The organism is Croceibacterium atlanticum (genome assembly GCF_001008165.2).
GTDB lineage: Bacteria > Pseudomonadota > Alphaproteobacteria > Sphingomonadales > Sphingomonadaceae > Croceibacterium_C > Croceibacterium_C atlanticum.
On the sequence record NZ_CP011452.2, the window covers coordinates 3,155,970 to 3,172,044 of the forward strand.

Genomic DNA, 16,075 nt, shown 5'->3' on the forward strand with positions numbered 1-16,075 from the left:
CCCTGTTACAGATCCTCCGCCTTCATTTCGAAAATCGTCCGATGGGGCACGTATTCGGCCATCTTTTCCAGTAACGGGCCCAACGCCTGATCGTCGATGATGATCCCGCGATGCGCCTCGCGCACGAAGCCGACTTCAGCCATGTGGCGATTGAATTCGATCAGCTTGTCGTAAAAGCCGAAGGCGTTCAGCAGGCCGACCGGCTTGGAATGATAGCCAAGCTGGGCCCAGCTGACCGCTTCCCACAATTCGTCCATCGTCCCCACGCCGCCGGGGATGGTGAGGAACCCGTCCGAAAGATCGGTAAAGGCCTGTTTGCGCTGGTGCATGTTCTTGACGACATGCAGTTCGGTGCAGTCGGTATTGGCCACTTCACCGCCCACCAGCGCTTCGGGGATGATGCCTATCACTTCGCCGCCGCTTTCCAGCGCGCCCTTGGCCACGGCGCCCATCAGGCCCAGCCTGCCGCCGCCATAGACCACGCCGATGCCGCGCCGCGCCAGTGTTTCCCCGACCATATAGGCCAGTTCCATATAGCGTGGATCGCCGGGAGTGGCCGATCCGCAATAAATGGCGATACGCTTCACTGATTCATATCCTCAAGCATCAATCCGGCCGTGGCCTTGGCACTGCCGACCACGCCGGGAATGCCGGCGCCGGGATGGGTGCCCGCACCGACCAGGTAGAAATTTCTGAACACATCGTCACGATTATGCCCGCGGAAGAAGGCGCTTTGCGTCAGCACCGGCTCCAGGCTGAAGGCGCTGCCCAGATGGGCGCCCAGATCATGCGCGAAATCGCGCGGTGTGTAATGGAAACTGGTCAGCACCCGGTCGTGAATATCGGGGATCAGCCGCCGGCCGACTTCGTCCAGCACCCGCTTTTCCAGCACGGGGCCGAGTGTTTTCCAATCCACCGCCAGCTTGCCCATATGGGCCACCGGGACCAGCGCATAGAAGGTGCTCTTGCCTTCCGGCGCCATGGATGGATCCGTCACCGTCGGGTGGTGGAGATAGATCGAGAAATCCTGCGGCAGCACGCCATTGACGTAAATATCGTCCAGCAGGCCCTTATAGCGCGGGCCGAACAGGATCATGTGATGGGGGATGCCCGGCCAGTTCCCCTCGATCCCGAAATGGACGACGAACAGGGAGGGGCTGAATTTCTTCTGCGTCAGCTTGCGGCCATAAGTGCTGCCGCGCTGCGTCTGGCCCAGCAATTCGCGATAGGTGTGCACGATGTCGCCATTGCTGGCGACTGCATCGAATGCCATGCGCCAGCCGCTGGCGGTTTCCACCTCGGTCGCGCGGTTGCCCAGCGTGTGGACCTTCACCGCCGGATCGGCCAGCCGGATGGTGCCGCCCAGCCTTTCAAAATGGCGCACCATGCCCGCCACCAGCCGGTTGGTTCCGCCACGCGCCCACCACACGCCGCCATCCTTTTCCAGCTTGTGGATCAGGGCATAGATCGAACTGGTGGTCATCGGATTGCCGCCGACCAGCAAGGTATGGAAACTCAGCGCTTCGCGCAGCTTCTCGTTGCGGACATATTTGCTGACCATGCCATAGACGGAACGCCAGGCCTGCTGCTTGGCCAGCGCCGGGGCCGCCTTGATCATGCTCTTGAAGTCAAGGAAGGGGACCGTGCCCAGCTTCACATAGCCTTCTTCGAAAACGGCGGCGGAATAGTTGAGGAAGGCTTCGTATCCGGCGATATCGCCGGGATCGAGCTTGGCGATCTGGTTGCGCAGATCCCGTTCGTCATTCGAATAATCGAAATTCGTGCCGTCCGGCCAGTTCAGGCGATAGAAGGGGAAGACCGGCATCAGTTCGACATCTTCGGCGATGTCGTGGCCGGTCAATTGCCACAATTCCTTCAGGCAATCGGGATCGGTGATCACCGTGGGCCCGGCATCGAATGTGAAGCCGTCCCTTTCCCAGAAATAGGCGCGGCCGCCGGGCTTGTCGCGCGCTTCGACAATGGTGGTTGCCACGCCCGCCGATTGCAGGCGGATGGCCAGCGCCAGCCCGCCAAAGCCGGACCCGATCACGCAGGCCCGCTTTCCGGTCGATCCCTTGTCATTCATCATGCTGGCTCCTGCAGGGCGGGGCGCGACGTGGCGAGGGCGCGCAGCGCCCCGGCAATCGGCACGGGTGGTTTCCCGCATAAAATGCGCATCCGGTCCGCCCTTGTGGAGCGGGCGGCATAGAATCTTTCAATCAGCGGTTCCGGCAGACGATAGAATCGCTGGAACACGCGGTATCTTTCCTCGGGCTTGGCGGCGCCGAACAACATGCCGCCAAGCTGGCGATAGAAACGTGTCGCCCGCCAGTGGGCGCGGGCACGATCTTCCAGCATCGCGCTCATCTCTTCTCCGGGAAGGTCTGCCCCGGCCACGATGGCGAGGGCAGTCTGTGCTGCAAAAGGCAGCGTATAGCTGGTCAACGGATGGACGAAACCTCCCTTCGCCCCCGCCATGCCGACGCCGGGAACACGCTGGCTGGCCTGCCATGCCCCGAAATCGCCCCCGGTAATGACTGGCAGCACCCCGGTTTCGGAAGAGATCGTTTCCCCCACCCAGCCATGGGCCCTGGCATATTCATCGAGCCGGGCGGAAAGCGCCCCCCGGTCCAGCAGCGGGCCATCCTGGTAATAGGTATCTTCCAGGAACAGTTCGTTCGTGCCGGTGGGCAGGACATAGAGGAAGCGATAGCCGCCATGCTGCGCGACGCGGGCATCCATGATGATTGGACGGTGGACGCCGTGCATTTCCGCCATTCGCAGGTGGCGGCCCATGAACACTTGCCACCCGCCCGAAAGATGCGCGGTCGGCGTGAACCCCCGGCAATCTATCACCGTGCGGGCCGTGATCCGTACCCCGCTTTCCAGTGTGACGCCGCCCGCATCGAGAGTGGCGACAACGGCATTCACCCGCAGCGTTCCCGGCGCCAGTTCACGTTGCAGCGCATAGGCGAAATCGAGCGAGGTCAGCGAACGATAGGACGTTGCCAGATGCCGTTCATGCGCGGGGAATCGAACGTCATATCCGCCTTCCCAGCGCGATTTGCGGAACGGGTTCATCAGATCGCGCGCGGCCGGGGAAAGGTCGCTGGCGAACCAGCTCCAGCGGTGGTTGCCGCCCGGCACGGTGCCGGCTTCCAGCAGCCTTACCGAAACATCCGGGCGCAGGCGCGCCAGCGCCAGGGCAATCAGCCCCCCGGCCAGCCCGCCACCCGCAATGGCAATGTCGCAGTCGCGCCCGTTCATGCATTCCGCTCTAGCGGTTGATGGGCGCGGCGCAATGCCATGCTTGCGCTGTTGCCGGATGTCGGCAAGACAATGACTTATATGACGCGACTTCTGCCGCACCGATCCGCCCTGATTGCCACGCTGGCCATTTTCCTGGGGGCGGTGGCGGTGCTGTTCGCCATGGGCAGGCCGCCCATCTGCACTTGCGGCCATGTGGCGCTGTGGCACGGCACGGTGCAATCGGCGGGCAACAGCCAGCATATTACCGATTGGTATTCGCCCAGCCACTTCACCCACGGGTTGATCATGTATTTCGCTTCATGGCTGCTGTGGAGCCGCTGGCGCCTGTTCGGCGGCAGGCCCGCGCGCTGGGCCATGCCGATCGCGGTGTTGGTGGAGGCAGCATGGGAAGTGCTGGAGAACACGCCCATGATAATCGACCGCTATCGCGAAGTTACGATCAGCTGGGGCTATGTGGGTGACAGTATCGTCAATTCCGCCGCCGATATCGGTTGGATGGCAGCAGGCTTCCTATATGCGGCGAAATTGCCGTGGAAGGCCAGCCTGGCCACCGGCATCGCACTGGAATTATTCACTGCCTGGATGATCCGGGACAATCTGGCGCTGAACGTGCTGATGCTGGTCTGGCCGCTGGAGGCCGTGCGCCAGTGGCAGGCGATGGGCTGAGATGGGCCGTGGGAGGGGGGAACTCCCCTTCCGACCATTAGTTCAGCAATAAATGGAAACACGGGGTACCGCATGAAAAATATCGTAGCCGCAATGGGCGGCGCAGTCCTGCTGGCCGCCGCGCCGGCCCATGGCCAGAGCGTTGGCGGAGCCGGGGGCGAGGGCGGCGAAAGCGCCTTTGACGGCGATTATCTGAGTATCGGTATCGGCGCGGCCTATGGCCCAAGCTATGACGGATCGGACGATTATGTGGTCTCGCCAGCGCCGATCCTGCAAGGTTCATTCCGCGGCGTCGATATCAATCCGCGCGCAGCCGGGCTGGCGCTGGATTTCATCCAGGACGGCGATGGCACGGTCGGCTTCGACCTTGGCGTAGCGGGACGGGTGCGCATGAACCGTGCGCGCCAGATCGAAGATGAAGTGGTGAAGAGCCTGGGCGAACTGGATACCGCCATCGAGTTCGGGCCGAGCGCGGGCATCAGTTTTTCCCAACTGCTCAATCCCTATGACAGCCTGACGATCAGCGGCGATGCGCTGTGGGATGTGGCCGGCGCGCATGACGGGATGACGTTGAATCCCACGATTTCCTATTTCACGCCTTTCAGCCGCGGCATGGCCGGATCGCTGTCTTTCTCCGCCGAATATGCGGATGATGATTTTGCCGATTATTATTACTCGATCACGCCCGCGCAGGAGGCGGCCAGCGGATTGCCCGCCTTTCAGGCGGATAAGGGTTTCACCAGGGCCGGGGCGACATTGCTGCTGGCCGTGGATCTGGATGGCGACCTGCAGAATGGCGGCTTTTCGCTTGTCGGGATCGGCAGCTATTCGCGGATGCTTGGCGATGCCAAGGACAGCCCGATCACCAGTATTCGCGGCAGTGCGGACCAGTGGATGGGCGCGCTGGGCATCGGCTATACTTTCTAGAAGCGCCCCTTCCGTGCATCCGGGCGCGAAGGCGGAGGCCGCCGGATAGCGGCGGCCCCCGCAATCAGTCCCGCATCAGGCCCTGCAATCAGTCCTCCCCGCCGCTTTCCAATGCGGGGCGGGGCGGGGGCATTTCCGCGTCGCGATTGCCGGTTTTCAGATAGGTGTCGAACCAGCGCATCATGCGGACATTATAGTCATAGCGCGCGGCCGTGCCGGAATTGCCGTGCCCTTCGCCGGGATAAAGCACCAGCCGCACCGGCGTATCGGTCTGCAATTTGATGAAGCGATAGAGTTCATAGCTCTGGTCTGGCGGAACGCGGGGATCATCCGTGCCATGCATGATCAGCAGCGGCGTGTCCGCCTTGCCCGCATGGTAGATCGGGCTGACTTCCAGCATCCCCATCCAGTCTTCCCACGGCCATTTGGTGGAATGGACCAGATACATTTCTTCCGGAATGTCGGTCTTGCCGAATTTGGAGATCTGGTCCGAAATGCCGACGAACATTACCCCCGCCGCATATTCTTCGGTCAGGGCAGTGGCGCTCCAGCCGGTGGCATATCCGCCATAGGATCCGCCGGTTATGCCTACCCGCGCCGGATCGGTGATCAGCATGTCCACCAGCGCGTTCTTGCCATCCACGATATCGGTGAATTCGGGATCGGTGTAATTGCCCTGATGCTGTTTTGAAAATGCCGTGCCGTAAGCGGTGGAGCCGCGATAATTCGGGTGGAACACGGCATAGCCCTGTCCCGCCGCGACTTGCCCCGGCATGGAATAGGCGGTCAGCCAGCCATTGGAATAATGCGCTTCCGGCCCGCCATGCACCATCATGATGGTGGGCGATCCTTCCAGCGGCGGTGTGCCGACCGGCTCGATCAAAATGCCTTCCACCGCCTGCCCGTCACGCGCGGTATAGATCATGGTGCGCTGGGTGCCGAATTCGATATCGGCCAGCCACGGATTGGAATTGGTCCACCGATCGAACTCGCCATATCCGGCATAGAGGAACAATTCGCCGGGGTGGGTGGGCGCATCGGCGCGCACGATCAGCCGGTTGCCGCCCTGTTCCAGAGAAGAGAGGATGAGATCGCCCGGATCCACATTCTCGATCATGTTGCCGCTATCGTTGTAGAAACGCAGCACGCTTTGCGCGCCGACATGGATCACCGCGGCCAGCCGGCCATCGGCCATCCATTCCGTATCCACCGCCGCTTCGGGTTCGCCTTCGTTCAGCGCGCGATATTCACCCGTCGCCACATCCACGAAATAGAGCGTGGTCGGCGCGGGATCGTTCCTGTCCACCGCGGCGATCATGGAAAGCTTGCTGCCGTCGGGCGAAATTTCGACATCGCCGATCTTGCCCGGCGTTTCCACCGTCCGCAGCACTTCGCCGCTGGCAAGATCCAGTATCGCCACGCGTTTGGAAGTATAGCTGTCATCCACCAGCGGGGTGGGCGCGGTTTCGATCATCGCCCAGTTGCCGTCGGGCGAAACCTTCATCGCGCTGACATGGCCGGGGACGGTGATTTCCGCCGGGTCGGCATCCACTTCCGCCCCGATCCGCGCAGCGAACAGGCGGTTGAACCTGAATTCTTCTTCGTAAACGATGGAATCGAAGCCGGCTTTCTTTTCCTTGTCGCGCGTTTCGTCAGGCGCGGCCCCGGCCAGCAGATAGATCGTCGATCCGTCCGGCGCCCAGGCGTAGGAGCGGATATCGGCATCGCCCACTTCGGCCAGCTTGCGCCATGCGCCGCCATCCACCGGGATGCCCCAGACGGCGCGCTTTTCATCGTCCTTCTTCCACAGGAAGCTGACCATGGAACTGTCGGGCGAAAAGCCGACGCCCGAAACGCTCATATCCTCCGGCAGCCAGGCGCGGGCATTGTCCGGGCCGCTGGCCAGATAAAGCTGCTGGCGCGATCCGCCGTCCTTTTCCCCCTTCGTCACATCCGGGCGGTGGGACCGTGTATAGGCGATGTGCGATCCGTCGCGCGAAATCTCTATCGCGCCAACGGCCTGCAACCGCACCACGTCTTCCGGCGTCATGGTCCGGGCGAGGAGAGGGGTGGGCGCGGCAAGCGCCAGGATGATTAGAGCTTTGCCCAGGGCAGCCATGCGGATCGTTTCCTCCAACTGGTTTGCGGCGAAACCATAGCAAGGGTGCCAATCTGTGCAATCCGCTCGCTCGCCGCGCTTACCGGATGTTCAAGATTGGGGGATAGCATCGGTTCCGTGAAATCGGGAAACGGCATGGCTGATCTTGCCTTTGGCAAGGAAATAGAACTGCCGGCGGGGGCATTGCGCAGGGCGCTTTCCGCCGCCTTGCCCTTGTATGTCTGGACTTGCGGGGAAGATGACGATGGCAGCGCCGATTGCGCCGTGCCCTTTCGCCGCAGCCAGCTGATCATGGGGCGATCCGCCGGCATGATCGTGACCATGACGCTGGAACCGGGCTGGCCGGCCGCGGCGGAGCGATCGCATCACGTGTTCACGCTGGCGCTGCATCATCCGACCACGGAGGATCGCGATCTGGCGGAACGCATGCTGGCCGTGACCGCGCTTGCCCTGTGCCAGGCGGACCGGGAAGGCAGCCAGTGCCGTTTCGAAGGCGGCCCCTGGCTCGACAATGGGCAAGTCGAACAGGTGGCGGAGCAGGTGATGAACGGGAAAGGGCTGCCAGCCGCAATCGCCGCTTTCGGCCCTGTGCAGGCGGCAGTGGATGGCGGCGAGCCTTCCCGCCCCGAACAGGTCCAGACACCGGGCGCGAAAGCCGATGCGCCGCCCGCCGCGCCGGAACCCGCCCGCGCGCCCTTTGTCCGCCGCGCCGGGGGCTTCGGCCGCAAGGGGCTTTGATCTTCGCGCCCGCTCGGCCTAGGGGGCGCCAAGCTGAGCGGAGAATGTGGCCATGGCCGCGAATATGGACATCCCGGCGTGGATCGCCTTTTTCATCGGCCTTTATGCGCTGGCCGGCGGCGCGGGCGAATTGCGCGTGAACGGCCTCTATCTCGATATACTGTCGGAACTGGAACACAGCCCGGCCCTGCGCTTCGTCACCGGCGTGGTCTGCCTGTCGCTCGGCGCGGCGATCTATCTCTCCAACCCGTGGAATCTTGACGATCCGCTGGCCATGGTCGTCACCATCATGGGCGGGCTGATCGCGGCCGAAGGCGGCGCGCTGATCGCCGTGGGGGATCGTTTCATGGCGCTGGCCCGCCGGATCGTGGGCGTGAAGGGTGAATTCTGGGCCTGGGTCTCCACCGCATTGGGCGCAGTGCTGGTGATGATCGCCCTCAGCCGTATTGCCTGAAGCAGGTCATTCCTCCCGCCGTTCTAGCATGAGGGAGGATGAATAGGGCGCGATCAGATCCGCCGCCTGTTTCCAGCTGCCATGCAGCCACACATGCTGCGCGCGCGCATCGGCGGGCAGGATCACCGGCATGGCATCCCGGCCCGATCCGCGCAGCACGGCATTGGGCTTGCAGGTCAGCAGGGCGAAGCTGGGCACTTCGCTGTCCTTCCACACACCGGCAAAGGCGAAGATGCGCTGGTCCGCCGGGGCATACCAGTGGCGGATGCGGCGCCCTTCATGATCCGTGCCGCTGCCCCATTCCATGAAGGCAGTGGCCGGAACCAGGCAGCGAAACTCGCTATTGCGCAGATTGCCGACCCAGAACGGGCTGTCCACATTGCGGACACTGGTGACGCCGCGCGTGGCATTGCCTGCGGCGGGCGGGGGCGGGACACCCCACAGGCGCGGCACCATCCGCCGCTCCCCCTTGGCAGGCCGGGGCCCGGCAATGAATTCACGCCCCGCTGTAATCACCGGCGCAAAGGCACCGGGGGCGACATGCCCGCCCCGCCACGGATCCTGCCCCAATCGCACCCCGAACTGCCGGGCAATAGCGGCGGCATCCGCATCGAGACGATAAAGCATGGTCACCGCCCCCGCCATCGCGCGGGTCGCGGGCCGGAGCAAGGGGGGCGTTTTGGGGGTGGGCCTATCCTGGGCCGCTATCCAGGCTTGTCAGACCGAGAACTCCGGCCAAACCCTACAGCTTGGAACAGTTGGAACACAGTCCCGAAGGACAATTCCCCACCTCGCGCGCACGAGGCATTTCGAGCAAGGCCGGACAGTAAGAAAGAGCGGCGTGCTCTTACGTCCGGGAAGATGCTGTAGGACAGAGTGATGGCTGTGCGAACCGAAGTAAGCTGACATAGCGTAGCATTTGGCCCACCGATGGATTGACGGCAGCAGTACGCCCGTTGTCGCCGTTCCCGCGCTAGCCAGAATGAACGGATAAAGAGGCAGGCTAGGCTGCGACGCTATCGCGCTCCGATCATGTCGGCGACCTTAACTGCGTAGCGGTCCGTCATGCCCGACACGAAGTCGGTCAGGCCGTGGACGGCGTCGTAGGGGGTTTTAAGAGAGGCGGTCGGAATCCGAAGCGCGCGGATGACATTGCGGTGGTAGTCGCTGACTCTGTCCGTGTTCCAATCAACTCTTCCAAGGTCATCGAACAGCGGCAGGAGGCCATCAAGAACTTTGTAGACGATGTTACGACCGTACACTTCAAGCTCAGTCTTGCGACGGGCCTCGAAGATGCGGTTCTTCGCGACGCTCTTGATCTCTTTGAAGGAATCTTTCACAGATGCGGCGTCGACGAGAGATATTGGGAAGGATCCGGCCATGATGGCCTTGTAATTCTCCTTAAAGGCCTCAACGCAAGACTTGATGGCACCGCGGATCGCCAACGCCCGGTGGCGGGAAACCGTCTCCGCCTTGCTCTGTTCAGGATAAGCTTTGTTAGAGCTCGAAATTAGCCCCTCGAGCAGCTCGATAACGAAATCGGCTTCTAGATCGCCACTGAGATAGGCGTCTTCCAAATCCATCACGTTGTAACATATGTCGTCCGCTGCCTCCATGAGGTAGGCGAGCGGATGCCGCGCCCACCAGTGCCCTAGCAACTCAAGTTTGGATCCGCGCACCTCGTGAGAAGGCAAGCCCAATTCTCCAGCAATCGCCGAGAAAACAGCAACATCATTTTCGAACACGCCATATTTTTTGACGCCGATATAGGGATGCTCATCGATCAATATGTCGCCGGAATGGGCCTTTACGAACGCCGACACCGGATATTTGGTGAAAGCTCCAAGCGACCCGAGTGTCAGCCGCATGCCACCATCGTCCCGATACATCTCGGTTCGAGCGAGTATTCGAAAGCCTTGAGCATTGCCTTCGAACTCTTCAAATTCAGGACGCTGGCGGTCATCAATATCGGCGAGTAAGCCACGTTGATCGGCAAATTTCGTTCGAAACCAAGATGCGATCGCGGTTTCGCCGGAATGGCCGAAAGGCGGATTGCCAATATCGTGCGCCATACACGCAGTTTGCACGAGGCCGGCGATCACCTCTACTTGATCTGCTTGAATTTCGCCGCGCTCTTCAAGCCATGCCCCGACCTCGATACCGAGCGAACGTCCGACGCTCGCAACCTCGAGGCTATGTATCAGGCGATGATGAATGTGATCATTGTCGTAAAGCGGGTGCACTTGGGTCTTGTTCGCTAACCGACGGAACGGCGGAGAAAAAAGAATGCGATCGATATCTTGTGCGTAGGCGGGGCGGTGTTTCTGTTGAATATAATCTGTATCATTCAGCCGATTGAGCTTAAGAAGTTTGCTCCATTCCATCCGAGATGCATCCTATCCGTATGAACCCGCCGCCAGTCGAATGCATATTCACTCGCAACCGATCTGGCCAAGTAGTTATGGCGTTGAAATTTTACAGGGGCGTACCTTTCTGGCGACCGATCCATATTACTGCATCAAGGCTACTACAAGTCTAAGCCTGCGGACCTTGACACTGAATTGGATGTCTACGGAATCTCGGAATTCATGCAGGAATTGCCGTCCGCGGAATTCTCCCCTCAATCAGCACTCAGCGACTTCTCGCGTTGCGGATAGACGTCGTAAGTCCTGCCATTGACGGTGATCGTTTCGGCCTTGAAGCCCAGCACGTCCTTGTCGCGGGCGCGGTGGCCGGTCAGCACGGCCTTGTCACCCACCTTGGCGGCATCCGGGCCGAAGCCGGAACGGCGGGCAACAATGGGCGGGGACAGGTCCACCTCCCACAATGCGCCTTCGCTCCACCCGGCAACGTCTGACCGCAATTGCAGATGCATATGCGGATTGCCGAAGCTGATGGATTCAATCGTGCCGGACAGGCGGCTTTCCTCGTTTTCCGTCCAGCCCCAGCCGTGATGGGCGGCGGCGGTTGCGGGCAGGGCCAGCGCGGCGGCAATGGCGAATATTCGGGCAGATCGGGTCATGTCGACTCTCCTCGTCCCCTCCGATCCGCGAATATAGCAGAACCGGAACATCCTGTCCGCACCCAGCCGCCGGGGCCGTGCCGCGATGCGCTTGCGTGGGCCGGGCGGAACGCCTAGTCTGCACCGCATCCCCGGGGGAGCGCTGTGACGGCGCTTGAGAGGGCGGCACGAGCCGTCGACCCGCTGAACCTGATCCGGTTAAGACCGGCGGAGGGAGGGAAGCGGTCTTCGCCTGAATTCCGTGGCCTCGCTCCGATAATACGGAGAGCATTCGCATGGCCGACATCAACTCGCATCTCGAAATCGGCGTTACCACCGGCCCGATCCGTGGCAGCCGCAAGATCCATGTCGGCAAATATCGCGTCGCCATGCGGGAGATCGATCTGGAGCCGACCAGCGGCGATCCGCCCGTGCGCGTCTATGATACGTCCGGCCCCTATACCGATCCCGAAGCGACCATCGATATCGCCGCCGGCCTGCCGCAATTGCGCCGCCAGTGGCAGCTCGAACGCGGGGACGTGGAGGAATATTCCGCGCGCGAAGTAAAGCCGGAAGATAACGGCCAACTCGGCCCGGATCGCAGCGGCGGCGTGCCTGCCTTCCCCAATGTGGCGAAGAAGGTACTGCGCGCGAAGCCGGGCGCCAACCTTTCCCAGATGCATTACGCGCGGCGCGGCATCATCACGCCGGAAATGGAATATGTGGCGGAACGGGAAAATCTCGGCCGTGCCCGCCTCGCCGAATACAAGCGCGAAGGGCAGGATTGGGGCGCGCAGATCCCCGATTACGTGACGCCGGAATTCGTGCGGGACGAAGTGGCGCGGGGCCGGGCGATCATCCCCAGCAACGTCAACCACCCGGAGGCGGAGCCGATGGCGATCGGCCGCAATTTCCTGGTCAAGATCAATGCCAATATCGGCAATTCCGCCGTGGCGTCGGACGTGGCGAGCGAGGTGGACAAGATGGTCTGGTCCATCCGCTGGGGCGCGGACACGGTGATGGACCTTTCCACCGGCCGCAACATTCATGACACGCGCGAATGGATCATCCGCAACAGCCCGGTGCCGATCGGGACGGTGCCGATTTACCAGGCGCTGGAAAAGGTCGGCGGCGTGGCCGAGGATCTGAGCTGGGAAGTCTTCCGCGATACGCTGATCGAACAGGCGGAACAGGGCGTGGATTATTTCACCATCCATGCCGGGGTGCGCCTGCCCTATGTCCCGCTGGCGGCAAAACGGGTGACCGGCATTGTCAGCCGGGGCGGTTCGATCATGGCGAAATGGTGCCTCGCGCATCACAAGGAGAGCTTCCTTTACGAACATTTCGACGAGATCACCGAGATCATGAAGGCCTATGACATCGCCTATTCGCTGGGCGACGGGTTGCGGCCTGGCAGCATCGCCGATGCCAATGACGAAGCGCAGTTCGCCGAACTCTACACGCTGGGCGAATTGACCAAGCGCGCCTGGGAACAGGATGTGCAGGTGATGATCGAAGGGCCGGGCCATGTCCCGATGCACAAGATCAAGGAAAACATGGACAAGCAACTGGAAGCCTGCGGCGAAGCGCCCTTCTACACGCTCGGGCCGCTCGTCACCGATATCGCGCCGGGATATGACCATATCACCAGCGGCATCGGCGCGGCGCAGATCGGCTGGTACGGCACGGCCATGCTCTGTTACGTCACGCCCAAGGAACATCTGGGCCTGCCGGACCGGGACGATGTGAAGGTCGGCGTCGTCACCTACAAGCTGGCCGCCCATGCGGCGGATCTGGCCAAGGGGCACCCGGCCGCGCAGGTGCGGGACGATGCATTGTCCAAGGCGCGGTTTGAATTCCGCTGGCGTGACCAGTTCAATCTCAGCCTCGATCCCGACACGGCGGAACAATATCACGACCAGACCCTGCCGGCCGAAGGCGCCAAGACGGCGCATTTCTGCAGCATGTGCGGGCCGAAATTCTGCTCGATGAAAATTTCCCAGGAAGTGCGCGATTTCGCCGCGAAGCAGAACCAGGGCGTGGAAGGGTTTGTCGCCGCGGAAGATGCGGAAGCAGGCATGGAACAGATGGCCGAAAAATACCGCGAAGCCGGCGATCTCTACGTCCCGGCCAAGGAATAGGCGGCCCGTTCCGGCCATCTCTGTCTGGCCATTTCCGCTCCCCCATCATAGCTTCCTGCCATTGCCGCAGGCAGCATGGGGGAGACGGAGGTGACCGACCGGACCGAAGCCAATCGCGCCGCACTGACCGGCGCCTTCGCGGCGTTGGAGCATGGCGATCCATCGCAATTCCTGCCCCTGTTCGCACAGGACATCACCTGGCGCGTGATGGGCACCAGCGCCTGGTCCAAACAAGCCAGCGGCCTCGCCAATGTGGAGCGGGAACTGATCGGCCCGCTATTCGCCAAATTCACCGGCCCTTATCGCAACATCCCCGAACTCGTGCTGGCCGATGGGGATCACGTGGTGGTGCTGGCGCGCGGAGACGCGCAGACCAGGGATGGCCGGACATATGCCAACCAATATTGCTTCGTCTTCCGCATGGCTGAAGGGCAGATCGTCGAAGTGCGCGAATTCATGGATACCAAACTGGCCGACGCGGTTTTGGGCGCGGGATAGCAAGTCACGGCTCTCTTCAGCTTGATCGTCCTGCGCAGATAAGTCTGCTCCCCCCTTTCCGGCGGGCGGCTGTGCCCTAATATGGGTCTCGTCGTAACCGGAGGGGGGGAAGTCCCGTGCAGATCGTGCTTGGCGCCATATTGTGGTTCGCGGTTCTGGCCGTGGGCATCATGGCGGGGGTCTATTTCACCTTTTCCACCTTCCTGATGCAATCGCTGGACCGGCTGGATCGGCCCGCGGGCATGGTCGCCATGCAGACGATCAACCGGGTGATCCTCGTCTCCCCCTTCCTGCCGTTGTTCTTCGTCAGCAGCCTGGCCTGCGCGGCTCTGGTGGTGGCGGGCGTGGTGTATTGGAACCTGCCCGGATCATGGCAGATGGCGGCGGGCGGCGCGGCCTATGTGCTGGGCATGTTCGTGGTGACGGCCACGCGCAACGTCCCGCTGAACAACGCGCTGGAAGCCACCGACCCCGCCGGGCCGGAGGGCGAGGCGATGTGGCGCCGCTATATGAAAAGGTGGATGGCCTGGAACCATGTGCGCAGCGTGGCCTGCGTGCTGTCGCTCGCGCTGCTGGTTATGGCGGTGATGGAGCGGGGGTAGGGTTTTGGAATTGTTCCGAAGCTTTCTATTGTCACCCCAAACCCACCAAAACCCGGTCCAGCGCCTGTAGAAACCGTGACCGGTCCGCCTTGCTGAAAGGCGGTGGGCCGCCGCCCACTCCGTCCATGCCTGCGCGCAGGTCGGCCATGATGGCGCGGGTGGCTATGGCGGTGCCGATGCTGGCGGCGTCGAAGGACTTGCCATTATGGGCGAGGACCTGGGCGCCCGCTTTCAGGCAGCGTTCGGCCAGCAATATGTCGCCCGTTATCACCACGCTGCGCGGCCCGGCATTTTCCGCGATCCAGTTATCCGCCGCATCGAACCCGTCATCCACCACCACCCGGCGCACGCGCGGATTGTCGGGGATGCGGAAGGGGGAATTGCTGACCACGCGCACTTGCGCCTTGTGGCGCGTGGCGACGCGGTAGATCTCCTCCTTCACCGGGCAGGCATCGGCATCGACCAGGATGGTGGCGGGTTCGGGCGCTTGGTTCGGCATGGGGCGGGGCCTAGCCGAATGGAGATGGCTTGTCTCTTTGGCGGAGGCTATCCGTCCCTTCCTCCATCCTTCGACAGGCTCAGGATGAGCGCGGGGCCTTCGATAAGCTCAGGATGAGCGAGGGGCTCAGGATCAGCGCGGGGCCTTCGACAGGCTCAGGCTGAGCGGGAGAGGGATTTTGCGCGGCTCTCCCGCTCCGCTACTTGAAGGGTTCTTATCTACCCTACCGCTCCGCTACTCGAGGGGCGGTCAGCGCTTCTTCACGAATTCGGCGCGCAGGACGAGACCCTTGATGCCCGGATATTTGCAGTCGATTTCCTGCGGGTCGCCGGTCAGGCGGATGCTCTTTATCAGCGTGCCCTGTTTCAGCGTCTGCCCGGCACCCTTGACCGTCAGATCCTTGATCAGCGTCACCTGATCGCCATCGGCCAGCAAATTGCCCACCGCGTCGCGCACTTCGACCTGATCTTCCGCGGCCTGCCTGGCCGCCAGTTCGGAAGCGGGCATCCATTCGCCGCTCGCTTCGTCATAGACATACTCTTCATCATCCCCGGCCATGCGGGCTTTCTCCTGCTGTTTATGGGGGCAATGGCAGGCGTATTCGGCAAGGGGAAGGGGGCAGGCGGGAATGGGGAACATAATCATTCGCTAAATGCCGCAGCCCGTGCTACATAATCGCTGCTGACGTCGAAATTTGCGACGGAATCGAAATTTGAGACTCGCCGCTTGCTGATCCTTTGATGGATGCAGCCCCGGCGTAAACCAGACGACGTTTTCCTTTCATCGGACGACCTATCGCCTCCCGATCGTGCCCGCGATCGGGCTGTAACTATTAAGGGCCGCCGTTCCGTATCTTGCGGCGCGGCAATCTCGTTTCCTGAAAGGAATATTTCATGGCCAAGACTGGCACCGTCAAATTCTTCAACGCCGACAAGGGTTATGGCTTCATCCAGCCCGATGATGGCTCTTCCGACAGCTTCGTGCACATCACCGCCGTTCAGGCTGCGGGCATGCAGACGCTCGATCGCGACCAGCGCCTCAATTACGAGGTCGAAATGGGCCGCAATGGCAAGGAAAGCGCGGTCAACCTGTCCGCTGCTGACTGATTTTTCCGAGTGCCCTTCCCGCTGATGCGGGAGGGGCGCTTGCCACCCGATATG

General features: G+C 62.0%; 17 protein-coding genes and 1 riboswitch. Of the genes, 8 read left to right on the forward strand and 9 right to left on the reverse strand.

Features of this window, described 5'->3' with window-relative positions:
- Positions 1-5: 5 nt before the first annotated feature.
- The 3 genes from WYH_RS14875 to crtY are packed head-to-tail and all read right to left on the reverse strand — an operon-like array spanning position 6 to position 3,267.
- A complete protein-coding gene (locus tag WYH_RS14875) occupies positions 6-587 on the reverse strand; it encodes an LOG family protein (RefSeq protein ID WP_046904452.1) in 582 nt (193 codons plus the stop codon).
- A complete protein-coding gene (locus WYH_RS14880; protein WP_235979553.1) occupies positions 584-2,089 on the reverse strand; it encodes a phytoene desaturase in 1,506 nt (501 codons plus the stop codon). Before WYH_RS14880 ends, WYH_RS14875 begins: the two co-directional genes overlap by 4 nt.
- Positions 2,086-3,267 carry a lycopene beta-cyclase CrtY gene (gene crtY, locus WYH_RS14885; protein ID WP_046904453.1) on the reverse strand — a complete coding sequence of 394 codons (1,182 nt, stop codon included), beginning with the start codon at positions 3,265-3,267 and terminating at the stop codon, positions 2,086-2,088. The genes WYH_RS14880 and crtY overlap by 4 nt, the downstream gene beginning before the upstream one ends.
- An 81-nt stretch (positions 3,268-3,348) precedes the next feature.
- On the opposite strand from crtY, the gene WYH_RS14890 reads away from it, so the two are divergent.
- Both WYH_RS14890 and WYH_RS14895 read left to right on the forward strand, forming a co-directional pair.
- A complete protein-coding gene (locus WYH_RS14890) occupies positions 3,349-3,936 on the forward strand; it encodes a DUF2585 domain-containing protein (RefSeq protein ID WP_046905239.1) in 588 nt (195 codons plus the stop codon).
- 72 nt (positions 3,937-4,008) lie between these two features.
- Positions 4,009-4,863: a MipA/OmpV family protein gene (locus WYH_RS14895; protein ID WP_082348023.1), complete on the forward strand. Its 855-nt coding sequence runs from the start codon at positions 4,009-4,011 to the stop codon at positions 4,861-4,863.
- A gap of 88 nt (positions 4,864-4,951) precedes the next feature.
- Here the strand turns inward: WYH_RS14895 and WYH_RS14900 are convergent, their stop codons facing one another.
- Entirely contained in the window at positions 4,952-6,982 is a 2,031-nt protein-coding gene (locus WYH_RS14900; protein WP_046905241.1) for a S9 family peptidase, read from the reverse strand.
- 135 nt (positions 6,983-7,117) lie between these two features.
- On the opposite strand from WYH_RS14900, the gene WYH_RS14905 reads away from it, so the two are divergent.
- Both WYH_RS14905 and WYH_RS14910 read left to right on the forward strand, forming a co-directional pair.
- A complete protein-coding gene (locus WYH_RS14905; protein ID WP_046904454.1) occupies positions 7,118-7,720 on the forward strand; it encodes a hypothetical protein in 603 nt (200 codons plus the stop codon).
- A gap of 52 nt (positions 7,721-7,772) precedes the next feature.
- Complete coding sequence (locus tag WYH_RS14910) at positions 7,773-8,174, forward strand: hypothetical protein (RefSeq protein WP_046904455.1); 402 nt, start codon at positions 7,773-7,775, stop codon at positions 8,172-8,174.
- A gap of 6 nt (positions 8,175-8,180) precedes the next feature.
- Here WYH_RS14910 and WYH_RS14915 read toward each other — a convergent pair whose 3' ends face one another.
- The 3 genes from WYH_RS14915 to WYH_RS14925 all read right to left on the reverse strand — a co-directional run bounded on the left by WYH_RS14915 (position 8,181) and on the right by WYH_RS14925 (position 11,196).
- A complete protein-coding gene (locus WYH_RS14915) occupies positions 8,181-8,843 on the reverse strand; it encodes an SOS response-associated peptidase family protein (protein ID WP_235979555.1) in 663 nt (220 codons plus the stop codon).
- A gap of 347 nt (positions 8,844-9,190) precedes the next feature.
- A complete protein-coding gene (gene dgt, locus WYH_RS14920; RefSeq protein ID WP_046904456.1) occupies positions 9,191-10,558 on the reverse strand; it encodes a dGTP triphosphohydrolase in 1,368 nt (455 codons plus the stop codon).
- Positions 10,559-10,794: 236 nt separating this feature from the next.
- Positions 10,795-11,196: a DUF6152 family protein gene (locus WYH_RS14925; protein ID WP_046904457.1), complete on the reverse strand. Its 402-nt coding sequence runs from the start codon at positions 11,194-11,196 to the stop codon at positions 10,795-10,797.
- A gap of 123 nt (positions 11,197-11,319) precedes the next feature.
- A riboswitch (TPP riboswitch) is annotated at positions 11,320-11,429 on the forward strand.
- Positions 11,430-11,471: 42 nt separating this feature from the next.
- Between WYH_RS14925 and thiC the strand changes: the two genes are divergently transcribed.
- The 3 genes from thiC to WYH_RS14940 all read left to right on the forward strand — a co-directional run bounded on the left by thiC (position 11,472) and on the right by WYH_RS14940 (position 14,416).
- Complete coding sequence (thiC, locus tag WYH_RS14930) at positions 11,472-13,316, forward strand: phosphomethylpyrimidine synthase ThiC (protein ID WP_046904458.1); 1,845 nt, start codon at positions 11,472-11,474, stop codon at positions 13,314-13,316.
- Between the two features lie 90 nt (positions 13,317-13,406).
- Complete coding sequence (locus WYH_RS14935) at positions 13,407-13,814, forward strand: nuclear transport factor 2 family protein (RefSeq protein WP_169780803.1); 408 nt, start codon at positions 13,407-13,409, stop codon at positions 13,812-13,814.
- A gap of 116 nt (positions 13,815-13,930) precedes the next feature.
- Positions 13,931-14,416: an anthrone oxygenase family protein gene (locus WYH_RS14940; RefSeq protein WP_218917148.1), complete on the forward strand. Its 486-nt coding sequence runs from the start codon at positions 13,931-13,933 to the stop codon at positions 14,414-14,416.
- A gap of 31 nt (positions 14,417-14,447) precedes the next feature.
- On the opposite strand, the gene WYH_RS14945 is transcribed toward WYH_RS14940, so the two are convergent.
- The gene (locus tag WYH_RS14945) at positions 14,448-14,915 is read right to left on the reverse strand and encodes a YaiI/YqxD family protein (RefSeq protein ID WP_046904459.1); all 468 of its coding nucleotides are present in this window, start codon (positions 14,913-14,915) and stop codon (positions 14,448-14,450) included.
- 249 nt (positions 14,916-15,164) lie between these two features.
- A complete protein-coding gene (locus WYH_RS14950) occupies positions 15,165-15,560 on the reverse strand; it encodes a zinc ribbon domain-containing protein YjdM (protein WP_328700721.1) in 396 nt (131 codons plus the stop codon).
- Positions 15,561-15,808: 248 nt separating this feature from the next.
- On the opposite strand from WYH_RS14950, the gene WYH_RS14955 reads away from it, so the two are divergent.
- Positions 15,809-16,021, forward strand: a complete 213-nt coding sequence (locus tag WYH_RS14955) for a cold-shock protein (RefSeq protein ID WP_046904461.1) — start codon at positions 15,809-15,811, stop codon at positions 16,019-16,021.
- Positions 16,022-16,075: the final 54 nt, after the last annotated feature.